13 protein-coding genes are annotated in these 16,414 nt (G+C 70.7%); 7 read left to right on the top strand and 6 right to left on the bottom strand.

The window, feature by feature from the left end; genetic code table 11:
- Positions 1-184: 184 nt before the first annotated feature.
- The 3 genes from ACQP17_RS00970 to ACQP17_RS00960 all read right to left on the bottom strand — a co-directional run bounded on the left by ACQP17_RS00970 (position 185) and on the right by ACQP17_RS00960 (position 2,929).
- A complete protein-coding gene (locus ACQP17_RS00970; protein WP_433854445.1) occupies positions 185-682 on the bottom strand; it encodes a potassium channel family protein in 498 nt (165 codons plus the stop codon).
- Positions 683-909: 227 nt separating this feature from the next.
- On the bottom strand, positions 910-1,893 hold the full coding sequence (locus ACQP17_RS00965; RefSeq protein ID WP_433854444.1) for a trypsin-like serine peptidase: 984 nt from the start codon (positions 1,891-1,893) through the stop codon (positions 910-912).
- A 220-nt stretch (positions 1,894-2,113) separates the two neighbouring features.
- Positions 2,114-2,929 (bottom strand): hypothetical protein, encoded by an 816-nt coding sequence (locus ACQP17_RS00960; RefSeq protein ID WP_433854443.1) that lies wholly within the window; start codon positions 2,927-2,929, stop codon positions 2,114-2,116.
- Positions 2,930-3,842: 913 nt separating this feature from the next.
- Here ACQP17_RS00960 and ACQP17_RS00955 point away from each other — a divergent pair.
- The 6 genes from ACQP17_RS00955 to ACQP17_RS00930 all read left to right on the top strand — a co-directional run bounded on the left by ACQP17_RS00955 (position 3,843) and on the right by ACQP17_RS00930 (position 10,314).
- Positions 3,843-4,382, top strand: coding sequence for a winged helix-turn-helix domain-containing protein (locus tag ACQP17_RS00955; RefSeq protein WP_433854442.1), 540 nt, complete (start codon positions 3,843-3,845; stop codon positions 4,380-4,382).
- A 203-nt stretch (positions 4,383-4,585) separates the two neighbouring features.
- Positions 4,586-6,421, top strand: coding sequence for a glycoside hydrolase family 15 protein (locus ACQP17_RS00950; RefSeq protein WP_433854441.1), 1,836 nt, complete (start codon positions 4,586-4,588; stop codon positions 6,419-6,421).
- A 276-nt stretch (positions 6,422-6,697) separates the two neighbouring features.
- The gene (locus tag ACQP17_RS00945; protein ID WP_433854440.1) at positions 6,698-8,119 is read left to right on the top strand and encodes a purine-cytosine permease family protein; all 1,422 of its coding nucleotides are present in this window, start codon (positions 6,698-6,700) and stop codon (positions 8,117-8,119) included.
- Positions 8,120-8,246: 127 nt separating this feature from the next.
- Positions 8,247-9,206: a type II CAAX prenyl endopeptidase Rce1 family protein gene (locus ACQP17_RS00940; RefSeq protein ID WP_433854439.1), complete on the top strand. Its 960-nt coding sequence runs from the start codon at positions 8,247-8,249 to the stop codon at positions 9,204-9,206.
- Positions 9,207-9,637: 431 nt separating this feature from the next.
- Complete coding sequence (locus ACQP17_RS00935; RefSeq protein ID WP_433854438.1) at positions 9,638-9,799, top strand: hypothetical protein; 162 nt, start codon at positions 9,638-9,640, stop codon at positions 9,797-9,799.
- Between the two features lie 8 nt (positions 9,800-9,807).
- On the top strand, positions 9,808-10,314 hold the full coding sequence (locus ACQP17_RS00930) for an ATP-binding protein (protein ID WP_433854437.1): 507 nt from the start codon (positions 9,808-9,810) through the stop codon (positions 10,312-10,314).
- 553 nt (positions 10,315-10,867) lie between these two features.
- On the opposite strand, the gene fabV is transcribed toward ACQP17_RS00930, so the two are convergent.
- The 3 genes from fabV to ACQP17_RS00915 all read right to left on the bottom strand — a co-directional run bounded on the left by fabV (position 10,868) and on the right by ACQP17_RS00915 (position 14,374).
- Positions 10,868-12,076, bottom strand: a complete 1,209-nt coding sequence (gene fabV / locus ACQP17_RS00925; RefSeq protein WP_433854436.1) for an enoyl-[acyl-carrier-protein] reductase FabV — start codon at positions 12,074-12,076, stop codon at positions 10,868-10,870.
- Positions 12,077-12,437: 361 nt separating this feature from the next.
- The gene (locus tag ACQP17_RS00920) at positions 12,438-13,937 is read right to left on the bottom strand and encodes an IPT/TIG domain-containing protein (RefSeq protein ID WP_433854435.1); all 1,500 of its coding nucleotides are present in this window, start codon (positions 13,935-13,937) and stop codon (positions 12,438-12,440) included.
- A gap of 179 nt (positions 13,938-14,116) precedes the next feature.
- Complete coding sequence (locus ACQP17_RS00915) at positions 14,117-14,374, bottom strand: hypothetical protein (RefSeq protein ID WP_433854434.1); 258 nt, start codon at positions 14,372-14,374, stop codon at positions 14,117-14,119.
- A gap of 531 nt (positions 14,375-14,905) precedes the next feature.
- Here ACQP17_RS00915 and ACQP17_RS00910 point away from each other — a divergent pair.
- Positions 14,906-16,270, top strand: a complete 1,365-nt coding sequence (locus ACQP17_RS00910) for a helix-turn-helix domain-containing protein (RefSeq protein WP_433859805.1) — start codon at positions 14,906-14,908, stop codon at positions 16,268-16,270.
- The last annotated feature ends 144 nt before the right edge of the window (positions 16,271-16,414 follow it).

Here is a 16,414-nt window from a genome sequence, read left to right as displayed (position 1 = left end):
TTCGGGACCGTCCTCGTATTCCGTGGGCTGCGGAAACCCGCCCGCAGACCGCAGGCGAGTGTAACCCCGCGTCCCTCGGGGCCAGTTCCGCGAGGGAGGGAGAGGCAGCGGGAATTGCGGCCGGATACCGGAGGGGTGGGAAGAGGCGGCCGCGGCCGTGCTTGCCGGGTGCTGCGAGGGGCGTTCAGGCGGTGGATTGCGGGCCCTTGTCCCGGATCAGGTTCTCGACGTGGTCGAAGCGCGCGTGCAGGGTGTGCAGCTCCGTGCGGAGCGCCTCCGCGTCCTCCCGCGCGTGGCTTCCCACGGTCTTGCCCAGGCGGGCCAGATCCTGCTCCGCGCGGCCGACGAACCAGGTCGCCAGGGCGGCCGTGATGACGCCGAAAGCCGTAATGGCGCTGAGCATGAGAAGGGAAGCGATGATGCGGCCCCACAGCGTGACGGGGTAGAAATCCCCGTAGCCCACGGTCGTCGCCGTCTCGATCGCCCACCACAATCCCTTGGGAAAGGACGTGATATTGGCGTGCGGCGCACCGGATTCGGCGACCACGACCAGAGCGGCACCCCCGAGCAGCACCGCGGTCATGACCAGCGTCACCCAGAGCGCCGCCTGTGCATGAAGCCGGCGCCACGCCTCATTACCGAAGAGGCGATTCAGTACGGACAAGAGAAACGATGGCACCAACGGGCGTCACCTTCCACCGCGGACTGAGGGAAACCGGCTTTCCGCCATGGCTGACATTAACAGGAGCCGTCGTCATACCTGGATATCTCGCTCCCGACCCCGTGTTGGTCGGTTCACCCCGGCATCCCGTCCCGCCGTGCCCCGTTACCCGAAATTCCAGGCCATCCGTCTCACGGCCGTGCGGCATTTCGAGCAGCGGGATCGATTCGGGCGGCTTCCGCAGGTGATTACTTCGGCTGACGCTCTTGGTGGGGCGTGGCAGGCGGATCGCCGTGGACCGCGTGGACATAGAGCGCCAGGGTGTCGACGGTGAAGTACGAACTGTAGGAGACATCCGGGAAGTCACCACCGGTGTGGTAGCCACCGATGACGCCGATCAGGGCGTATCCGCTGAAGTCCCTTACCAGGAAAGGGCCGCCGGAGGTGCCGCCGATGTAGCCGGCGCAGGCAATTTCCAGGAAGTCGCCGGGGGCGGCCGGGTCCGTACTGGTGTACCGGTGGGTGGAAGAGGCGCAGTCCAGCGGTTTGGGGTGGGTGGTGTCGCTGTTACCGGGATAGCCGATGAGGCGCACGTTGCGGTGGTCGTACCCCGGATACGGGAGGAGGGCGAAGCCGCCGGTGACGTCCTCCACCTCGGCCCCGTCCTCGCGCGCGCGGAGCCGTACGACGGAATAGTCCCAGCGGGCCCCGCCGCTCGTGCCGAGGTCGTAGTACCGCTGGTCGAGGTAGATGCGGTCGACGGGGTAGATCCCGTGCGGCTTCAGCCCGTCGTGGTACTGCGGCACGAACGACAGCCGGCGCTTCGGGTCGGGCGAGCGCAGACAGTGTGCGGCACTGACCACGAGGTCGTGGTGCGGGCTGCGGACGACCGTCCCGCCGCAGAACCGGCCGGTGTTGCTCCCGTCCGTCCAGAAGAAGGTCCCCACCTGGGGGAGGCCGTCGAAGGGGTGGCTCGGTGGGGGCGGGTCCGCGGCCGGGTGCGCGGCCCCCGCGGTCCGGGTGACGACCGCCGGCTGCGCCTCCCGCATCCGCTGGGGCGTCCAGTAGGTGTCGGCGGCGGCAGCCGTGGGCGTCGGACCGTCCGGCGGATCCGCCGCGTGCGCCGGCGTCTCGGGCGGCCCAGTGAGCGACAACCCGAGCAGCAGAGCGGTGAGCAGCACAGTCATGAGCAGCGGGGCGAAGCGGCCACGTACAGCGAGTGGTCTGTTCATGGTCCGGGTCCTCCAGAGGGCACGGCGTACGGAACGGGAGGCGTGCGCGCGAGGCGGCGTGCCATGGTCCTACGGTGGGCGGGCACCTGGCGAGAGGCGGGGCCGGAATTCATACCGGTGCGAGGCGGTGCGGTGCGGGATTGCGGGTGACGAACTGTCATGTGGTCGACCGGCGACGACAGTGCCTGCCCATCACCCATCGCCCGGCGATGGCCCGCAGTCACCGCGCGGGCAGCTGGCGGGCGAAGAACGAGTGCACCTCGCCGCGGACCAGGGGCACCGATACCGCCGGATCGATCGCGCCGACCAGCGAGTTCCGTCCGGCTGCCGTCATCAGTCCGGCGGCCTGCAGCTGAGGTGCGAAGGCGGCGTAGTCGGTGAACACCCCGTGCGTGGCGTGCGCGAGCCGCCGTCTGCGGGTGTGCCCTCGCCGGTGGGCGAGCACGGCCGACCAGGAGGGTTCCAGCGCGGGCCGTTCGGGGAAGCCGTCGGTACCCAGCAGGAGCAGCGGCCGGTCCACTCCGTAGCGGGCGACGGGGAGGAGTTGCCCTGGCCGGCCGGGCCGCTCCGGCGCGTCATCGAGGAAGCCTTCGAGGTTGACCGCCGCGCCGATGCGCCGGTCCTCGTACATCGCCTGCGCCGCGGTGGTGCCGCCGACCGAGTGACCGTAGATGCCGACCCGCCGCGGATCCAGGGCGCGACCGAGGCCCTCGGGCAACGGGCGCCCCAGCGCGTCCGGATTCCGGCCCGCGGCCAGCAGTGCGAGCTGGTCCAGTACGAAGCGGATGTCCGCGAGCCGGGTGGCGACCACGGTGCGAAACAGCTTCGGGTCCGTCCGCGGATTTCCCCTGAACACCGTGGTGCGGACCTGCTGGCGCCCCGCCCTCCCGCGGGGGAACTCGACCTCGCTGCCGTCGCCGGGATGGTCGATGGTCACCACGACGTAGCCGCGGCTCGCCAGTTCCTCGGCGAGTCCGGTGCCCAGGGTGCGCGGGTCGCCCCCTCCGGGGCTGTACAGCAGCACCGGGCGTCGCACGGGCCGGGCGGGCGCATCGGTGTGGGCATGGGTGCGGGTGGCCGCCCAGTCCGAGATACAGCGAGGTGACGCCGAGGGGGTGCGGCCCGGTCGGCGCCGGCAGCCGCAGGGTGATGTCGTCCGTGCCGGGTGCGGTGGACTTCGCCGTCGCGGACTGCCCCCGTGCCAAGCCGCTGACGAGCAGCAGAGCGGCCGCCGCGGCGCTCGTGGTGAGGGCTCGTCGGCTCACCACGGCAGCGTCCCGCGCTACCGGGCTCGGCGTCATGGTGCTCCTCAACTGCCCTTGTCTGTAGGTGGGTTCATCGCCGGTTGCCGTTCCGTGGAACATGGTTCTCCCGTGGTGTCCGTGCCGTCGGCCCTTGTGCCGTGCGTCGGTCCCCTGAATGAATGCGAGAAGGGGGTGACCTGGAGGCTGGCATCGGTGGGGGAGCGGGAGCCATCGTTTCGGCCCTGCCCTGAACGATGGCGCGGTGCCACGAGGGGGAGTAGTGATCCGGATCCATTTCACGGCGGCCGACTTCGCGCGGGTCCGTTTCGCGCCCCGGCCGGCGCCGTTGCAGGAGCTGAACGCGGCGCTGATGACGATGACCCGGCCGGACGACGAGGTGCTCTTCGGTCGCTGGCGGCGACGGTTGCTCCGCTCCCTGCCGGGCGCCGTCCTGCCGCTGAAGGACCTGGTCCCGGGAGCGGTGGCGCCCCTCTTCCTCGACGTCTTCAGCGACACCCTGGCGGAGGGGTGGGAGGTCATGCGGGACACCCGCCCGGAACTGGTCCGCAGTGAGCTGCAGCGTGCCTATGCCGCGCAGCCCTCCCGGCTCCGGCGTGGATCCGTGCGCTGCACACGGGCGAGGTCGCGGCGTGGGAACCGCTGCGGCGCGCACAGCACGCGGCATTCGAGACGGCGCTGCGACCGGTGTGGACCCTGGTGCAGGACCTGCACCGGGCGGAGTTCACCCGCCACGCGCTGACCGTGGCGGAGCACGGCGTCGGCGTCGCGCTCACCGCCTTTGCGCCTGGTAGTCAACTGCGCGGTGAGGTATGGCAGTTGGCGACACCTGTCGTTCAGGACATCACGCTGGGCGGGCGCGGCGTGTTGTTGATGCCCACCTTCCACTGGACCGGCCATCCCCTCCTCTCCGATCTGCCCGGCCGCCCGCTGACCGTGACCTGCCCGGCCGGCCCCGGACTGCCGCTCCCGGCGGACGGGGCGTCCGGCGCGGACCAGGCGCTCGCCGCGGTGCTCGGACGTACCCGTGCCGCGATGTTGTTCCTGCTCGCCGAGGAACACACCACCAGCGGGCTCGCCCGGCGCCTGGCCGTCAGCAACGCCACGGCTTCCGCGCACGCCGCCGCGCTGCGCGGGGCGGGCCTGATCGCCACGGTCCGAGCGGGGCGCTCCGTACTGCACCGGCGCACCGACCTGGGGAGTCTGCTGGCGCGGCGACACGGGTGAGCGCGGCCGGGCGACATGAAGTGGATGCCCTCCGCGACGGCCCGTGACTCACCGTATCCACACCCCGTCTCTTCCCTGACCGACCCGGATCCCCGCACACCGGGGGTCTCCGCATCCGCCCGGCAGTCGCTCGCTCGCCGCCCGCAACCACCCGGAGGTAACCTGAATCCACTGTTTCCGCTCCTCAGTGCCGGGGAGGTCAGATGACCGCCGGTGTGAGTCTCCGCCCCAGCAGGGCCGATGCGCTGCGGTATACGCCCATCGCCGAACACGGGCTGATCGGCGATATGCGGACCGCCGCGCTGGTCGGCACCAACGGCACCATCGACTGGTACTGCTGCACTCGCTTCGACGCCCCCAGCGTCTTCGCCGCGATCCTGGACGCCGACCGCGGTGGGGCCTTCGAGCTGGCGCCGGACGTGCCCGCCCGGACCAAGCAGTTCTACTTCCCGGACACCAACATCCTGATCACCCGCTTCTTCGCGGACAACGGTGTGGGTGAGGTCCAGGACTTCATGCCGATCGTCGACGACTCCGGTGAGGCGGACCGGCACCGGTTGATCCGGCGGGTGCTGTGTGTCCGCGGCTCACTGCCGTTCAGCGCCCGGGTGGCGCCCCGCTTCGACTACGGGCGCAGTACGCACACCGTGCACGGCCGAGACGGACATACCGTATTCGAGTCGCCGGGGCTCTCCCTCGCGCTGACGTCCAGCGTTCCGGTCGAGATCGACGGCCCGGACGCCATTTCCTCGTTCACGCTGAGCGAGGGGGACACCGCGGTGTTCGCCCTCGACCGGGTCGGCAATGGCGTGGAGCTGCGGGCCTGCCCGGTCATGGAGGCGGAGGAACTGTTCAACGCGACGGTGCACTACTGGCGCGGCTGGCTGTCGAAGTCCCGCTACCGGGGGCGCTGGCGGGAGATGGTGCACCGCTCCGCACTCACCCTCAAACTCCTCACCTACGCGCCGACCGGTGCCATCGTGGCCGCCCCCACGACCAGCCTGCCCGAACAGGTCGGCGGCGAGCGCAACTGGGACTACCGCTACGCGTGGGTCCGGGACTCCGCGTTCTGCATCTACGCGCTGCTCAGGCTGGGCTTCACGGACGAGGCCAAGTCCTTTGTGCACTTCCTGTCCGAGAACATCTGCCCCCGCGGCGGGCCCGGGACCCCCTTGCAGATCATGTACGGCATCGACGGCCGCAGCGAACTGCCCGAGGTCGAACTCCACCATCTGGAGGGCCACTTGGGCTCGGCACCCGTGCGGATCGGCAACAACGCCGTCAAGCAGCTCCAACTGGACATCTACGGTGCCCTCATCGACTCCCTCTATCTCTACGACAAGTGGGGAGAGCCGCTGTCCAGCGACCACTGGGACACCATCGGCACGCTCGTCGACTGGGTCTGTGACAACTGGGACCAGCCGGACGAAGGCATCTGGGAGACCCGGGGCAAAATCCAGAACTTCCTCTACTCGCAGCTGATGTGCTGGGTCGCCATCGAACGGGCGATCCGGCTCGCCACCCACCGGGGTCTGCCGGCGGACATGCTCCGCTGGTCGCAGGCCCGTGACGCGATCTACCGGCGCATCATGGAGCGGGGCTGGTCGCCCGAGCGGAAGGCATTCGTGCAGCACGAGGGCGACGATGTGCTCGACGCGTCGGTGCTGATGATGCCGCTGGCCAAGTTCATCTCTCCCACGGACCCGAAATGGCTCTCCACCCTCGACGCCCTGGGCGAGGAACTGGTCTCCGACTCGCTGGTCTACCGCTATGACCCGAGCAACAGCCCGGACGGTCTGCGGGGCGAGGAGGGCACGTTCTCCATCTGCTCGTTCTGGTACGTCGAAGCGCTCTCCCGCGCCGGCCGGGTCGACGAGGCCCGCCTCGCCTTCGAGAAGATGCTCACCTACGGCAACCACCTCGGGCTGTTCGCCGAGGAGATCGGCCACACCGGCGAGCAGATCGGCAACTTCCCCCAGGCCTTTACCCACCTGGCCCTCATCAGCGCCGCCTTCAACCTGGATCGCGCCCTGGGCTGACGGAGCCGCTTCAGGCTCCCCGCACGCCGGCCCCGTCCCGTCGGGGGCCGAGAGAACAGCCCGTCCGCCCCGCCCTCCGGTGCCTCGGTCGCGCCCGCCGCCGTCGACGGTGATCTCGCCGCCACGCGTACGCGCCGAGGCCGGATCCGACCGCGCGCGGAGAAGCCCGGCACCCCTGACCGGTCCGGGCCCGGGCGCTGCCGTGGCAGGGGGCCCTGCCGGGCGCGACGGGCGGCCCGCTTACCGTAGGGCGCATCTGTTGACGCCTGGAGAGTCATGACCTTCGAAGAATCCGCCTTCGCCGGGCGGATGCCCGCCCGGGCCGGCGACCTGGCGGTCGAGCGGCACGGGATCGAGCCGGTGCCCGAAAACAACCGGTACGGAAAGCCTGCCCGCCTTTTCACCGTATGGTTCGCGCCCAACCTGACCATGACCGGTGTGTTCTCCGGCACGGTCGGCGTGACCCTGGGGCTGGACTTCTGGACGGCGTTCACCGCCATGGTCCTCGGCACGCTCATCGGCGCGGTGCCGGCCGCGTACCTCGGCACCTGGGGCAGCCGGACCGGGACCGGACAGCTGCCGCTGTCGCGGCTGGCCTTCGGGCGGGGCGTGGCGCTGCCCGGCGTCATGCAGTGGCTCTCCTCCGTCGCCTGGGACGCGCTGATCGGCCTCTTCGGCGGTGAGGCGCTGGCCCAGCTGCTCGGCTGGCCGTTCTGGCTCGGTGCGCTGGTGATCCTGCTGCTCCAGGGCGCGGTCGGCGTCTTCGGCTACGAAGCGCTGCACCGCCTCCAAACGGTGATGACGTTCGTGCTGGGCGCCGCCTTCCTGGTCCTCGGCGCCAAGCTGCTGTCCGGTGTGCCGCTTCCCCTGCACGGATCCGCGCACGGCGCCGACCGCCTCGGCGCCTTCGTCCTGACCAGCACCATCGCGCTGAGCCTGGCCATCTCGTGGGCCCCCTACGCCTCGGACTTCAGCCGCTATCTGCCGCGTACGACATCCGCGCCCCGGATGTTCTGGTACTCCCTGCTCGGCATGGTGCTGTCCTTCGCCTGGGTGCAGGCGCTCGGCCTGTGGGGCGCGGCGCTGTTCACCGACCAGACCGCCGGCGGGGTGCACAAGCTGCTGGGCGGCGGCGCGCTCGGCGCCTTCGGTCTGCTGGCCATCGCGGCCGCGGCGGTGTGCAGCAACGCCATGAACGACTACAGCGGCTCGCTGGCACTCCAGACGGCCGGCATCCGGGTGCCCCGGCCGCTCGCCGCGGCGGCCGCGGCCGTACTCGGCTTCCTGCTGGTGCTGTGGCTGCACGACGCGGACACCACGGTGCGCTTCCAGAACCTGCTGCTGTTCGTGGGCTACTGGATCCCCGGATTCGTGGGCATCGTGCTGGTCGACGCGCGACTGCGGGCCCGCGACCGGCAGGGCGCGCCGATCGACGTCGCGGCCGAATTCGCCCGCCCGCAGCCGTGGTGGCCCGCCGGTGTCGCCTTCGTGGCCGCCTTCGCCGCGGCGGTGCCGTTCATGGACACCACCCTGTTCGTCGGTCCGGTCGCGGCCGCCCTGCACGGTGCCGATGTCGCCTACTACGTTGCCTTCCTGGTCTCCGTCGCGGTCTATCTGCCGCTGCGGCTCCTGCTGCCCGCCCGTACGGCCGGACCCGCTCTGACCGGGGATGGACGGCCGGTGGACCGAACGATGTAGTGCGTGGGCGCCGGAGATCGTGCTGCGGGACGGTTTCCCGAGCCGCCCGTTCCCCGGACGCCGGAGTGCGGCTTTCATGGCCGAGGACGGAGGCGTACAGAGGCCTCGACGGCCTCGGGGAGTGCGGATGGCGGCGGGCTCGGGCGTGGTGACGGAAGCGGCGGCGCGGGTATCGGCGGCGCGGGCGTTGGGGAGGGCGCTGCTCGGCGGTGCGGTGATGGCGGGCGCGCTGGGAACGGGGAACGCCCTGGGCGGGCCGCTCGCCCGCATGCTCGGCGCCGAGGGGTACGCGCGGCAGCTGCTGTCCGCCGTGGTGGTGAGCGCGCTGGCCGTCCCCGTGGCGCTGTGGTGGAGGGCCGGACGGCCCGCGGGGCGTCCACTGGGGCTCGGCCCGCCGGCCGCGGCGCCGCGCGCGTTCTTGCGCGGCGTGGCCGTCACCCTGTCCTGTGCCGTCGCCGTCCTCGGCGCCGGGACCGCGCTCGGATGGCTGCACTGGTCCGCGCCCGACCTTGCCGCCCTTACGTCGTTTCTGGCCGGCAACGCCCTGGTGGCGCTGCTCCTGGAGGCGCTGCCGGAAGAGGTGACGCTGCGGGGCCACGCCTGGGTATCGTTGCGCGACCGGTTCGGCGGGCTGCTCTCGGCCCTCGGCACGACGGCGGTGTTCCTGCTGGTGCCGGGGGCGTCCACGGTGGTGCAGGCAGGGGTGTCCCGGGCCGTGGGCGTGGCCGCCCCGCCGGTGGGCTTCGCTCCCGGGGGCCTGGACCCCGTCGGCTACGCGGTCCTGCTCTGCGTCTTCGGGCTGACGCTGCTGGCCGCGCGGACGGCTCCTGGCCCCGCGCCGTTGTGGACGGCGATCGGCACGCATCTGGTCTTCCTGAGCGTCAATCGCGTCGTCTTCGAGGGCGCGGTACGTGGCGCGGGCTGGTCGGCGCGGGCCGGAGCGGACCACATCGCGGTCCTGGTCCTCGGGTACCTGGCGGTAACGACGATGGTCTTCGTGGGGCTGCGGGTGGTGTCGGCCCGGGGGAGGGGGCGGGGCCGACCGGAAGGCGACGGAGTCCCCATTGTCCGAAATGGCGATTGGTGAACCTCGTGGTGGTTTGTCCACCGATGCTTTTCGTCGAGTCGGCAGTCCTGGTGTGAACGGTCCGAGGCCGTTTCCGTCGCCGCCCGCATCCCGCCTTTGCGGAGGTCGTCCGACTGGGTACGGTGCGCCTCCGGGGGCGGCGGGGCGGCGTGCGGAAGACTTTCCCGGGTCGTGGAGCGGCCGGAATTCCGCCGCTCATACCCGACGCCCCGTGAAGCAAACTAGGGGATTTCCCGATTGCTGAGGGTGGGATCGGGCACGCGAATGTACGGAGGATGATGACAGTGGCTCCCTTCTTCCGGTGCTGCCTCTGGCGCCCGCCCATTCGGCGCCTGCTTCACCAGGAAGGATTCGGGAGGAAGGTCTCGGGGTCGTCACGGTGAGCTGAGGTGCCGTACGGCTTCCGCCCCCTCGGGGCGTTCCGTGGCGCCGTGGCTGTCCTTGTCCGCCCGGACGAGAGCGGGTTCGAACTGATCTTTGCGAACCTACGCGACGAGCGCGCCATTTCGTCCGACATCAAAGATATGTGGTTGATACCCCGGGAAGAGGGCACGCTTTCCGGCCTGAAGGAAACTCGACGCGATACGAGGTGAGCTTTATCATGAGCACCGCCGAGGCTCCGCGTACGGTCACCGCGTCGCCGGTGCTGGAGCTTCAACTGGACTGCCATTCCGAAGCCGTCGGCCCCGCGCGGCACCTCGTGGGCACGTACCTGGCGCGCCTGGAGCCCTCCGTGGAACGGGATGCGCGGGAGGCCGTGATCCTGGTCGTCTCCGAGCTGGTCACCAACGCGGTGCGGCACGCGGGCGGCAAGAGCTGCACGCTGCGGCTGCTCGCGGATCCGGAGACGATCATGGTGTCCGTGGGGGATACCAGCCCTGTGCTGCCCCGTCCCCGTACCCCCGACGTCTCCGGGGAAGGCGGCGGATTCGGCTGGTCGATGGTCTGCCGCATCGCGACGACCGTCGAGGTCAGCCGGGGGCCGAGCGGGAAGACCGTGACGGCGACCATCGCCCGCCAGGAAGGGCGGACGGGGTCCGGCGGGTCCGCCGACGCCGCGCCGCGGCCCTCCAGCACCGCCGTCCGACGCGGCCGCCGCCGGGACTGACCGGACCATTCGCCGGCTGATCGGCCGGCCGGACGGGCGACGATTTCGGCCCCTTCGACGGAGCGCCCGGGTCGTCCTCGGCCCCGCATGCGGGAGCCGGCCCCCCGATGGCCAATCGGATATGGGCTCGCCCCGGCGCCTGCTTTCCGCCTCGTCCCTCCGGTCTCTTCCCTCCCGTGTTCCGCTGTCCGGGAGATCTTCGTCGGCCGGGTTTCACAAGGGCGCGAAACCCGCACGGGGGACGGCGACGGCCGGTCGTCCGAATTCCTTGACGAGGACGAGAAAATCGACCGCGGACTGATCGAATCGTGGACCGGTCGAATCACGGACCAGTCAATTCGAGGATCGTCCGAATCGCGGGATGACCGAGCCGCGAACTGGCCGGTGGCGAAGTCGAGCGAAACCCGGGAGGGTCAACCGCCCGGCCGTATCGCTCAGTTACTCAGCGCAGATAACCCCTCACCCGACAAGCCGGCCGATGGCATTCCCACACAGTGCCCGAGCACGCTGTCACCGGGAACTCCGCCGCGGAAGTGCCGTCAGCCCCGGGAGTTCAGGAAGTGGTGTCCGGCCAGGGGATCCGGGTGTTCGTCGGGGCGCTGTAGTCGACGCCGGGCACCGCGAAGCCGTAGAGCCGCTGGACCTCGGCGTGGAACCAATCGAGGTCGGCGAGACGGGTGATGGTCTCGGTGGTGGCCGTCTCCCAGCGCTCGGTGACGGCGGCCTGGACCGCGCTGTTGAGTTCCCAGGAATCGAGCCGCACCCGCCCGTCCTCGTCGACATCGAGCGGCTGCACGCCCGTGAGCCGGTCCCACAGATCGGCCAGTTGGGCGATCGGCGGGACCATGGCCTCGCCGAGGGCGCCGCGCAGCAGCCCCACATAGAGTGCGATGCCCGGGATGGCGGTGGAGGACTGGGTGACCGCGGCGCCGTTGACGGAGGTCACCGCGCGGCCGCCGACCAGCTTGTTCAGGCGCTCGTCGAGCGTACGGGCGGTCGCCTCCAGGTGGGACTTGGCGGCGCCGATGGTGCCCTGCCGGTAGATGCCGTCCGTCAGCGGGGATCCGATGTAGGACAGGGCGGCGGTGGTGAAACCGTCGGCGAGCAGACCGCGGTCGGCGAGGTGGTCGACCCACCGCTCCCAGTCCGCGCCGCCCATCACCGCGACCGTCTGCTCGACGTCGTCGCCCTCGGCCGGCGCGGTCTCCACCACCTTGACCTCCGGCGTTCCCTCCCCGTCGAAGACGAGGGTCTTGGTGCGGTACGCCTCGCCGATGGGCTTGAGGACGGAGGTGTGGGCGGCGCCGGTGTCCGGGTCGGTGCGGCGCGGTGCGGCCACCGAGTAGACCAGGTGGTCCAGGCGGCCGAAGCGCTCCCGGAGGAGGTCGGCGACCTGGTCCTTCATCGCGTCGGAGAAGGCGTCGCCGTTGAGGAAGACCATCTCCTGACCGTTCCGGAGGGCGAGTTCCGCGAGGGCGGCGGTGCGGTACCAGCCGGCGGTGGCGGTACGCCGCTCGGTGGGGGCCTTCTCGAAGCTGACGCCGATGCCGCGGATCCCCGCCCGGGCAAGGCCGGCGATCGTCGCGGCCAGCCCGTAACCGGCCGAGGAGCCCACGACGAGCGCCACCGGAGCGGTGTCCGGGACACGCTCGGGGGCGGGGACGGCCCGCCACATCTCCTCCACCAGGCGCGCGCAGCCGGCCGGGTGCGAGTCGAGGAAGAGAAAGCCGCGGCTGCGCGGGGTGATGACACGTTCGCTCATGACACACGTCCTTCGGGTCGTCGTGGGAGAAGCGGCGGCCGCCACCGGAGCAGGGACCGCGTCCGGTAAGTCTGCGACCCGGCAGCCCTGGTGGACCGGCTCGGCGGGCACAGTAATGCGGGGGTGCTTTTGGAGGGTTTCCCTCGGTTCGGGGAGCGGAGGGAGGGCGCGGTGCGGGAGTCGGTTGCTCACGGTACTGACGGATGGTCACTCAGCCCCGGCCACTGCTCGGCGTGCCGCGCGGCTCCGTTTCGGCCGGGCCCGCCGCAGGGCGAACGGTCCTGCGACGAGCACGGACCCGGGTACGCCACGCCCCGGCGCCCGGGCTGCTCGAAGGGCCCCGGAACGGGGCGTGGGGACGCTACCGGCCGGTGTAGGTGAACTCGTCGTCCGGGCTGGTCGGAGAGGTGCCCTTGCCGACCGTCACGGTGATGTTCACCGTCTGCTGGACGTCGAGCAGACCGGGCGCTGTCGCGATGAGCCGGCCGGTGGAGACGAACGTGACCGAGTCGGATGCCTTGTCCTTGAAGTGCACGGTGGCGCCCTGGGCGAAGCCCGAGCCGTTGATGGTGACCGGGGTGCCGGCCTTGCCGCTGACCGGGCTGACCGAACTGACCACCACGGGCGCGGGTCCGCCATAGGCGAACTGGCTCATGGCGATGGCCGGGGAGGTGCCGAGGGTGTTGGTGACGCGGACGTGGACGACACCCGATCCGGCGGGGACCTGAGCGGTGATCTCGTTGCCGGAGGGGTCCACGGTGCGGTCGGTGCAGGCGAACTGGCCGAAGTCGACCATGCTGTCCTGACTGAAACCCGTGCCGTTGATGGTCACCCTGTCGCCTGCCGCGCCGAAGGTGGGGTCCAGGTCGGTCACCACCGGCCCGGACGGGGTGTCGGGCGCCCCCACCAGCTCCAGGTAGGTGGAGTTGGCGTGCTGGTGGGCGACCTGGCCGAGGAAGTCCTGGGTGGTCTTGTTGACCAGCTTCTCGGCAAAGCTGGTGTATCCGGTGTTCATCAGGCAGAGCGAGCCGGGCTGGACGTAGACGTTGCCGTTGGTGCGCTTGGCGATCGTGTCGATGAGCAGCTTCACTTCTTCGGTCGCCTGCGGTCCCGGGCTCGGGTACCAGCCGGCCGTGGTGTCGAGATCGGCCCACGCGTGCGGCACCAGGTCGTAGGCGTTGTTCTGGCGCTCGTCGATGACCCACGGCACGGAGTCGAAGTAGTCGACGAAGCTCTGCACGCCGGCGGTGGGAGCGGCATAGGTCAGCACCGCGAACTTCGGCTGCTTCGGCCAGGTCTGTGCCTGCAGGTACGGCGCGAGCATCGAGGCGATGCAACCGCCCAGGCTGTGCCCGGTCAGATAGACGGTGGGCTGCGGCGAGGCGGGCGCCGCCTTGAGCGCGACGGAGAGCGCCTGAGCGAGCGTGGCGTTCGGGGAGGGAGAGGCGATCGAGCGGGCGTTGATCACCCGTTGGAACGCGTTCATCGCTCCCTTGGAGACTTTGACGGTCGTCGGCGATCCGCTTTGGGGGAACGGGACGACCGTGCCGACGTCGAGGTCCTCGAGGATGTCGGTCCAATCGGCGTCCGTTCCGCGGGCGACCACGGCGAACTCGTTCGAGCCGTTGGTGCTCTGAACGAGGAAGGCCATATTGGCGTTGGCCTCGCTCAGGGCGAGCCAGACCAGCTCCCACGCGTCCTGCGTCGCAAGGCTGGGATCGCGCAGCTGCGCGTCGATGCCGCTGATGATGCGCGTGGTCTGCTGCTGCAGGGTTTCCCCGGACGGCCGCGGTGTGGCCCCGGAGGCCGCGAAGGCGGCCAGGGTCATGGTCACCTGGGCGATTGTCGGATCGGATGCCATCGTCGTTCCTGCTCCTCGGGGGTGGTGCCGGTACGGAGGCGGGAGGGCCTTTCGGCAGCATCAGGGCAGATCGATGCCGGACCGGCCGTCAGATCGGATCGCGCACCATCAGACCTCCCCTCCCGCGTGGCCCGGTGCCTTTCCTGTCTCCAGTCGAGCCGTGTTCACCTCGTTGGCCCTCAGCCACGCGTGTCCGGCTCGCCGGGCCAGGTGATGCCGAGGCGCTGCGGGGCGGGCTCGCTGTCCTTGAGCGCCGGGGTGCCGCTGGGGTCGTGGTGCGCGTACCAGGACACCGCGGCGTCCTTGCACGGGTGCGAGTGGCCGGGGACGTGCCGCTCGGACGCGGCCTGTGCGGGGACGGTTCCGAGCAGGCCGAGGGTGAGTCCGGCGCTCGCCCCCGCGAGCAGCGACCTCAGCTTGTCGTTGCGGTGCCTCATCTGCGTTCTCCCCCTTGCGGATTCCTCTGTGTCCTGGTCAGCGGACAGCGGCGGCGCACGCGTTCCCCCGCGGCTCGGGCACGTCTGCCCGAGTACCGCGTGGTCGCGCCGGTCGTCGTCGGCCGGCGGACGCGAGCACCGCGCCCTCGGTCGAGTACCGCTCCGTTCAGCAAAGGCGCCGGTGATCAACGAGCGATAAACGTGAGGGCGGCGGGCGGTGGTATTCGGCCGTCGCCTGCGCCAGGGCCCTTCGGTGCGGCGAGCCGGCGGCAGAATCGCCGTGAACAGGCTGGTGGAGAACGGTAGTTGGAGGTGACGCGATGGTCTGTCGCTCCCGGGAGCGCTGTGGCTCGCCCCTTCACGGGCTCCCGGGCCGGCGTCGTTGCGGAACGGGCCGCGGCGTTGAAGTGGCCCGCCGTGCAGGGGCCCTTCCTGTGGGAGCTGCCGGGGAAGATTATTTCCCGGCAGGAAGCGGAGCGTGATGAAACCGATAGCAAAGCAATTCGTGAAGGGTATGTGAAAGTTGGACTGATGCGTGGCACACTCCCTTCACCGGTCGCGAGCGACGAGGGGGCGGGCGGGGTGCAGAGCAATCCTGTGGGATTCGGGGCGGAGTTACGCCGGCGAAGGACCGAAGCGGGGCTTTCCCTGGGGAAACTGGCGACTCTGATTTGCTTTTCCAAAGGGCACTTGAGCAAGATCGAGCGCGGCGTCAAGATGCCCAGTCACGATCTTGCTCAGTTATGCGACAGTGCGCTGAATGCCGGCGGAGAACTCGGCCGCCTGATTTCCGCACCCGAGTGCGGTGCCGAGAAGGCGCCCCTCCCCGAAGTGGATGTCGGTACGCCCTGGACCCTGCGCATGCAAGCCGGCGGGGAGAGCGACTTCGTGGCATTCGACCCCGCGTCACTCGGCGGCGGGGCCGGGCCCACCGCCATTGTGAGCTGGTCCCTCGCGCCTCCGCTCCTCGAAAGCGCGGAGACGAATGCGGCATTGCCCTACTTCCGTCAGGTGTTTGACGAGTTCCGCAGGCTGGGCCAGCTCTTCGGTCCGGCGGTGGTCGCGCAACCCTGCATCGCAGTCACCAGCGCGCTGCGGGGCATGGCGCACCAGGCCCGGCCCGCACACCGTGGCACGGTGCTCCGGCTCGCCTCCCGGTTCGCCGAGTACACCGGGTGGATGGCCCAGGAGGCGGGCAGCGACGCGGCCTCGCTGTGGTGGACCGAACAGGCCGTGCAACTGGCCGCGGACGGCGGTGACGACGAACTCGCCGCCTACGCACTGGTCCGCCGGGCCGAACTCGCCCTGTACACAGGCGACTCGACGGCCACCGTCCAGCTGGCGCGGCTCGCCGGTCAGCAGGCCCGCAGCGCACGGATCCGCGGCCTGGCCGCCCAGCGCGAGGCACAGGGGCAGGCCCTCGCCGGGGACCGCGAGGCCTGCCGCCGGGCGCTGGACCGCGGCGCGGAGCTGACGTCCGGCGCGACGGACCCGGACGACACGGACCCGGTCCTCGGCAGCATTCATCTGCCCGACCTGACCGCGTTCGTCGCCGGCTGGTGCCTGCACGACCTCGGCTCTCCGGCGGAGGCCGTCACCCTGCTCGGGGACGGACTGGACGCCATTCCCGCGGAATCCCGTCGGGCCAGAGCCCGCTACGGTGCCCGGCTGGCGCTCGCGCTGGCGCACGTCGGGGAAATCGAACAGGCCTGCACGATCGCCGAATTGGTCGCCGCTCATGTGGCTCTCATCGACTCGGCGACGATCCGCGCCGATCTTCTGCGGCTGACCCGCGTCCTCAATCGTTGGCCAAAGAATCCCACCGTGCGCCGGACCCTTCCGCAGCTCGCGATCGGTCTGCGCACCCACCGGATCGGCCCCGGAACTCCGGGCTGACCTTTTCACCGGCGAGTCCCGCCCCACGCGCGGCCGCCGAAGAATCGCACCGCCGCGTACCCGTGGTGTTCCGTTGCCCGCCCAAAAGGCCGGGGGCAACGCGTTGACCACGCCGGAAACCCCTGTGAATCTCGGCTTCATCCC

The organism is Streptomyces kronopolitis, assembly GCF_050953795.1.
Taxonomy (GTDB): domain Bacteria; phylum Actinomycetota; class Actinomycetes; order Streptomycetales; family Streptomycetaceae; genus Streptomyces; species Streptomyces kronopolitis_A.
Note: the sequence above shows the minus strand (reverse complement) of the source record. Positions and strands in the feature narration are given on the sequence as shown.

Coding starts and splice junctions, on each gene's coding strand:
- ACQP17_RS00965 (WP_433854444.1), bottom strand. CDS start 1,893: ATGAACAGACCACTCGCTGTACGTGGCCGCTTCGCCCCGCTGCTCATG.
- ACQP17_RS00950 (WP_433854441.1), top strand. CDS start 4,586: ATGACCGCCGGTGTGAGTCTCCGCCCCAGCAGGGCCGATGCGCTGCGG.
- ACQP17_RS00945 (WP_433854440.1), top strand. CDS start 6,698: ATGACCTTCGAAGAATCCGCCTTCGCCGGGCGGATGCCCGCCCGGGCC.
- ACQP17_RS00940 (WP_433854439.1), top strand. CDS start 8,247: ATGGCGGCGGGCTCGGGCGTGGTGACGGAAGCGGCGGCGCGGGTATCG.
- ACQP17_RS00930 (WP_433854437.1), top strand. CDS start 9,808: ATGAGCACCGCCGAGGCTCCGCGTACGGTCACCGCGTCGCCGGTGCTG.
- fabV (WP_433854436.1), bottom strand. CDS start 12,076: ATGAGCGAACGTGTCATCACCCCGCGCAGCCGCGGCTTTCTCTTCCTC.
- ACQP17_RS00920 (WP_433854435.1), bottom strand. CDS start 13,937: ATGGCATCCGATCCGACAATCGCCCAGGTGACCATGACCCTGGCCGCC.
- ACQP17_RS00915 (WP_433854434.1), bottom strand. CDS start 14,374: ATGAGGCACCGCAACGACAAGCTGAGGTCGCTGCTCGCGGGGGCGAGC.
- ACQP17_RS00910 (WP_433859805.1), top strand. CDS start 14,906: ATGCGTGGCACACTCCCTTCACCGGTCGCGAGCGACGAGGGGGCGGGC.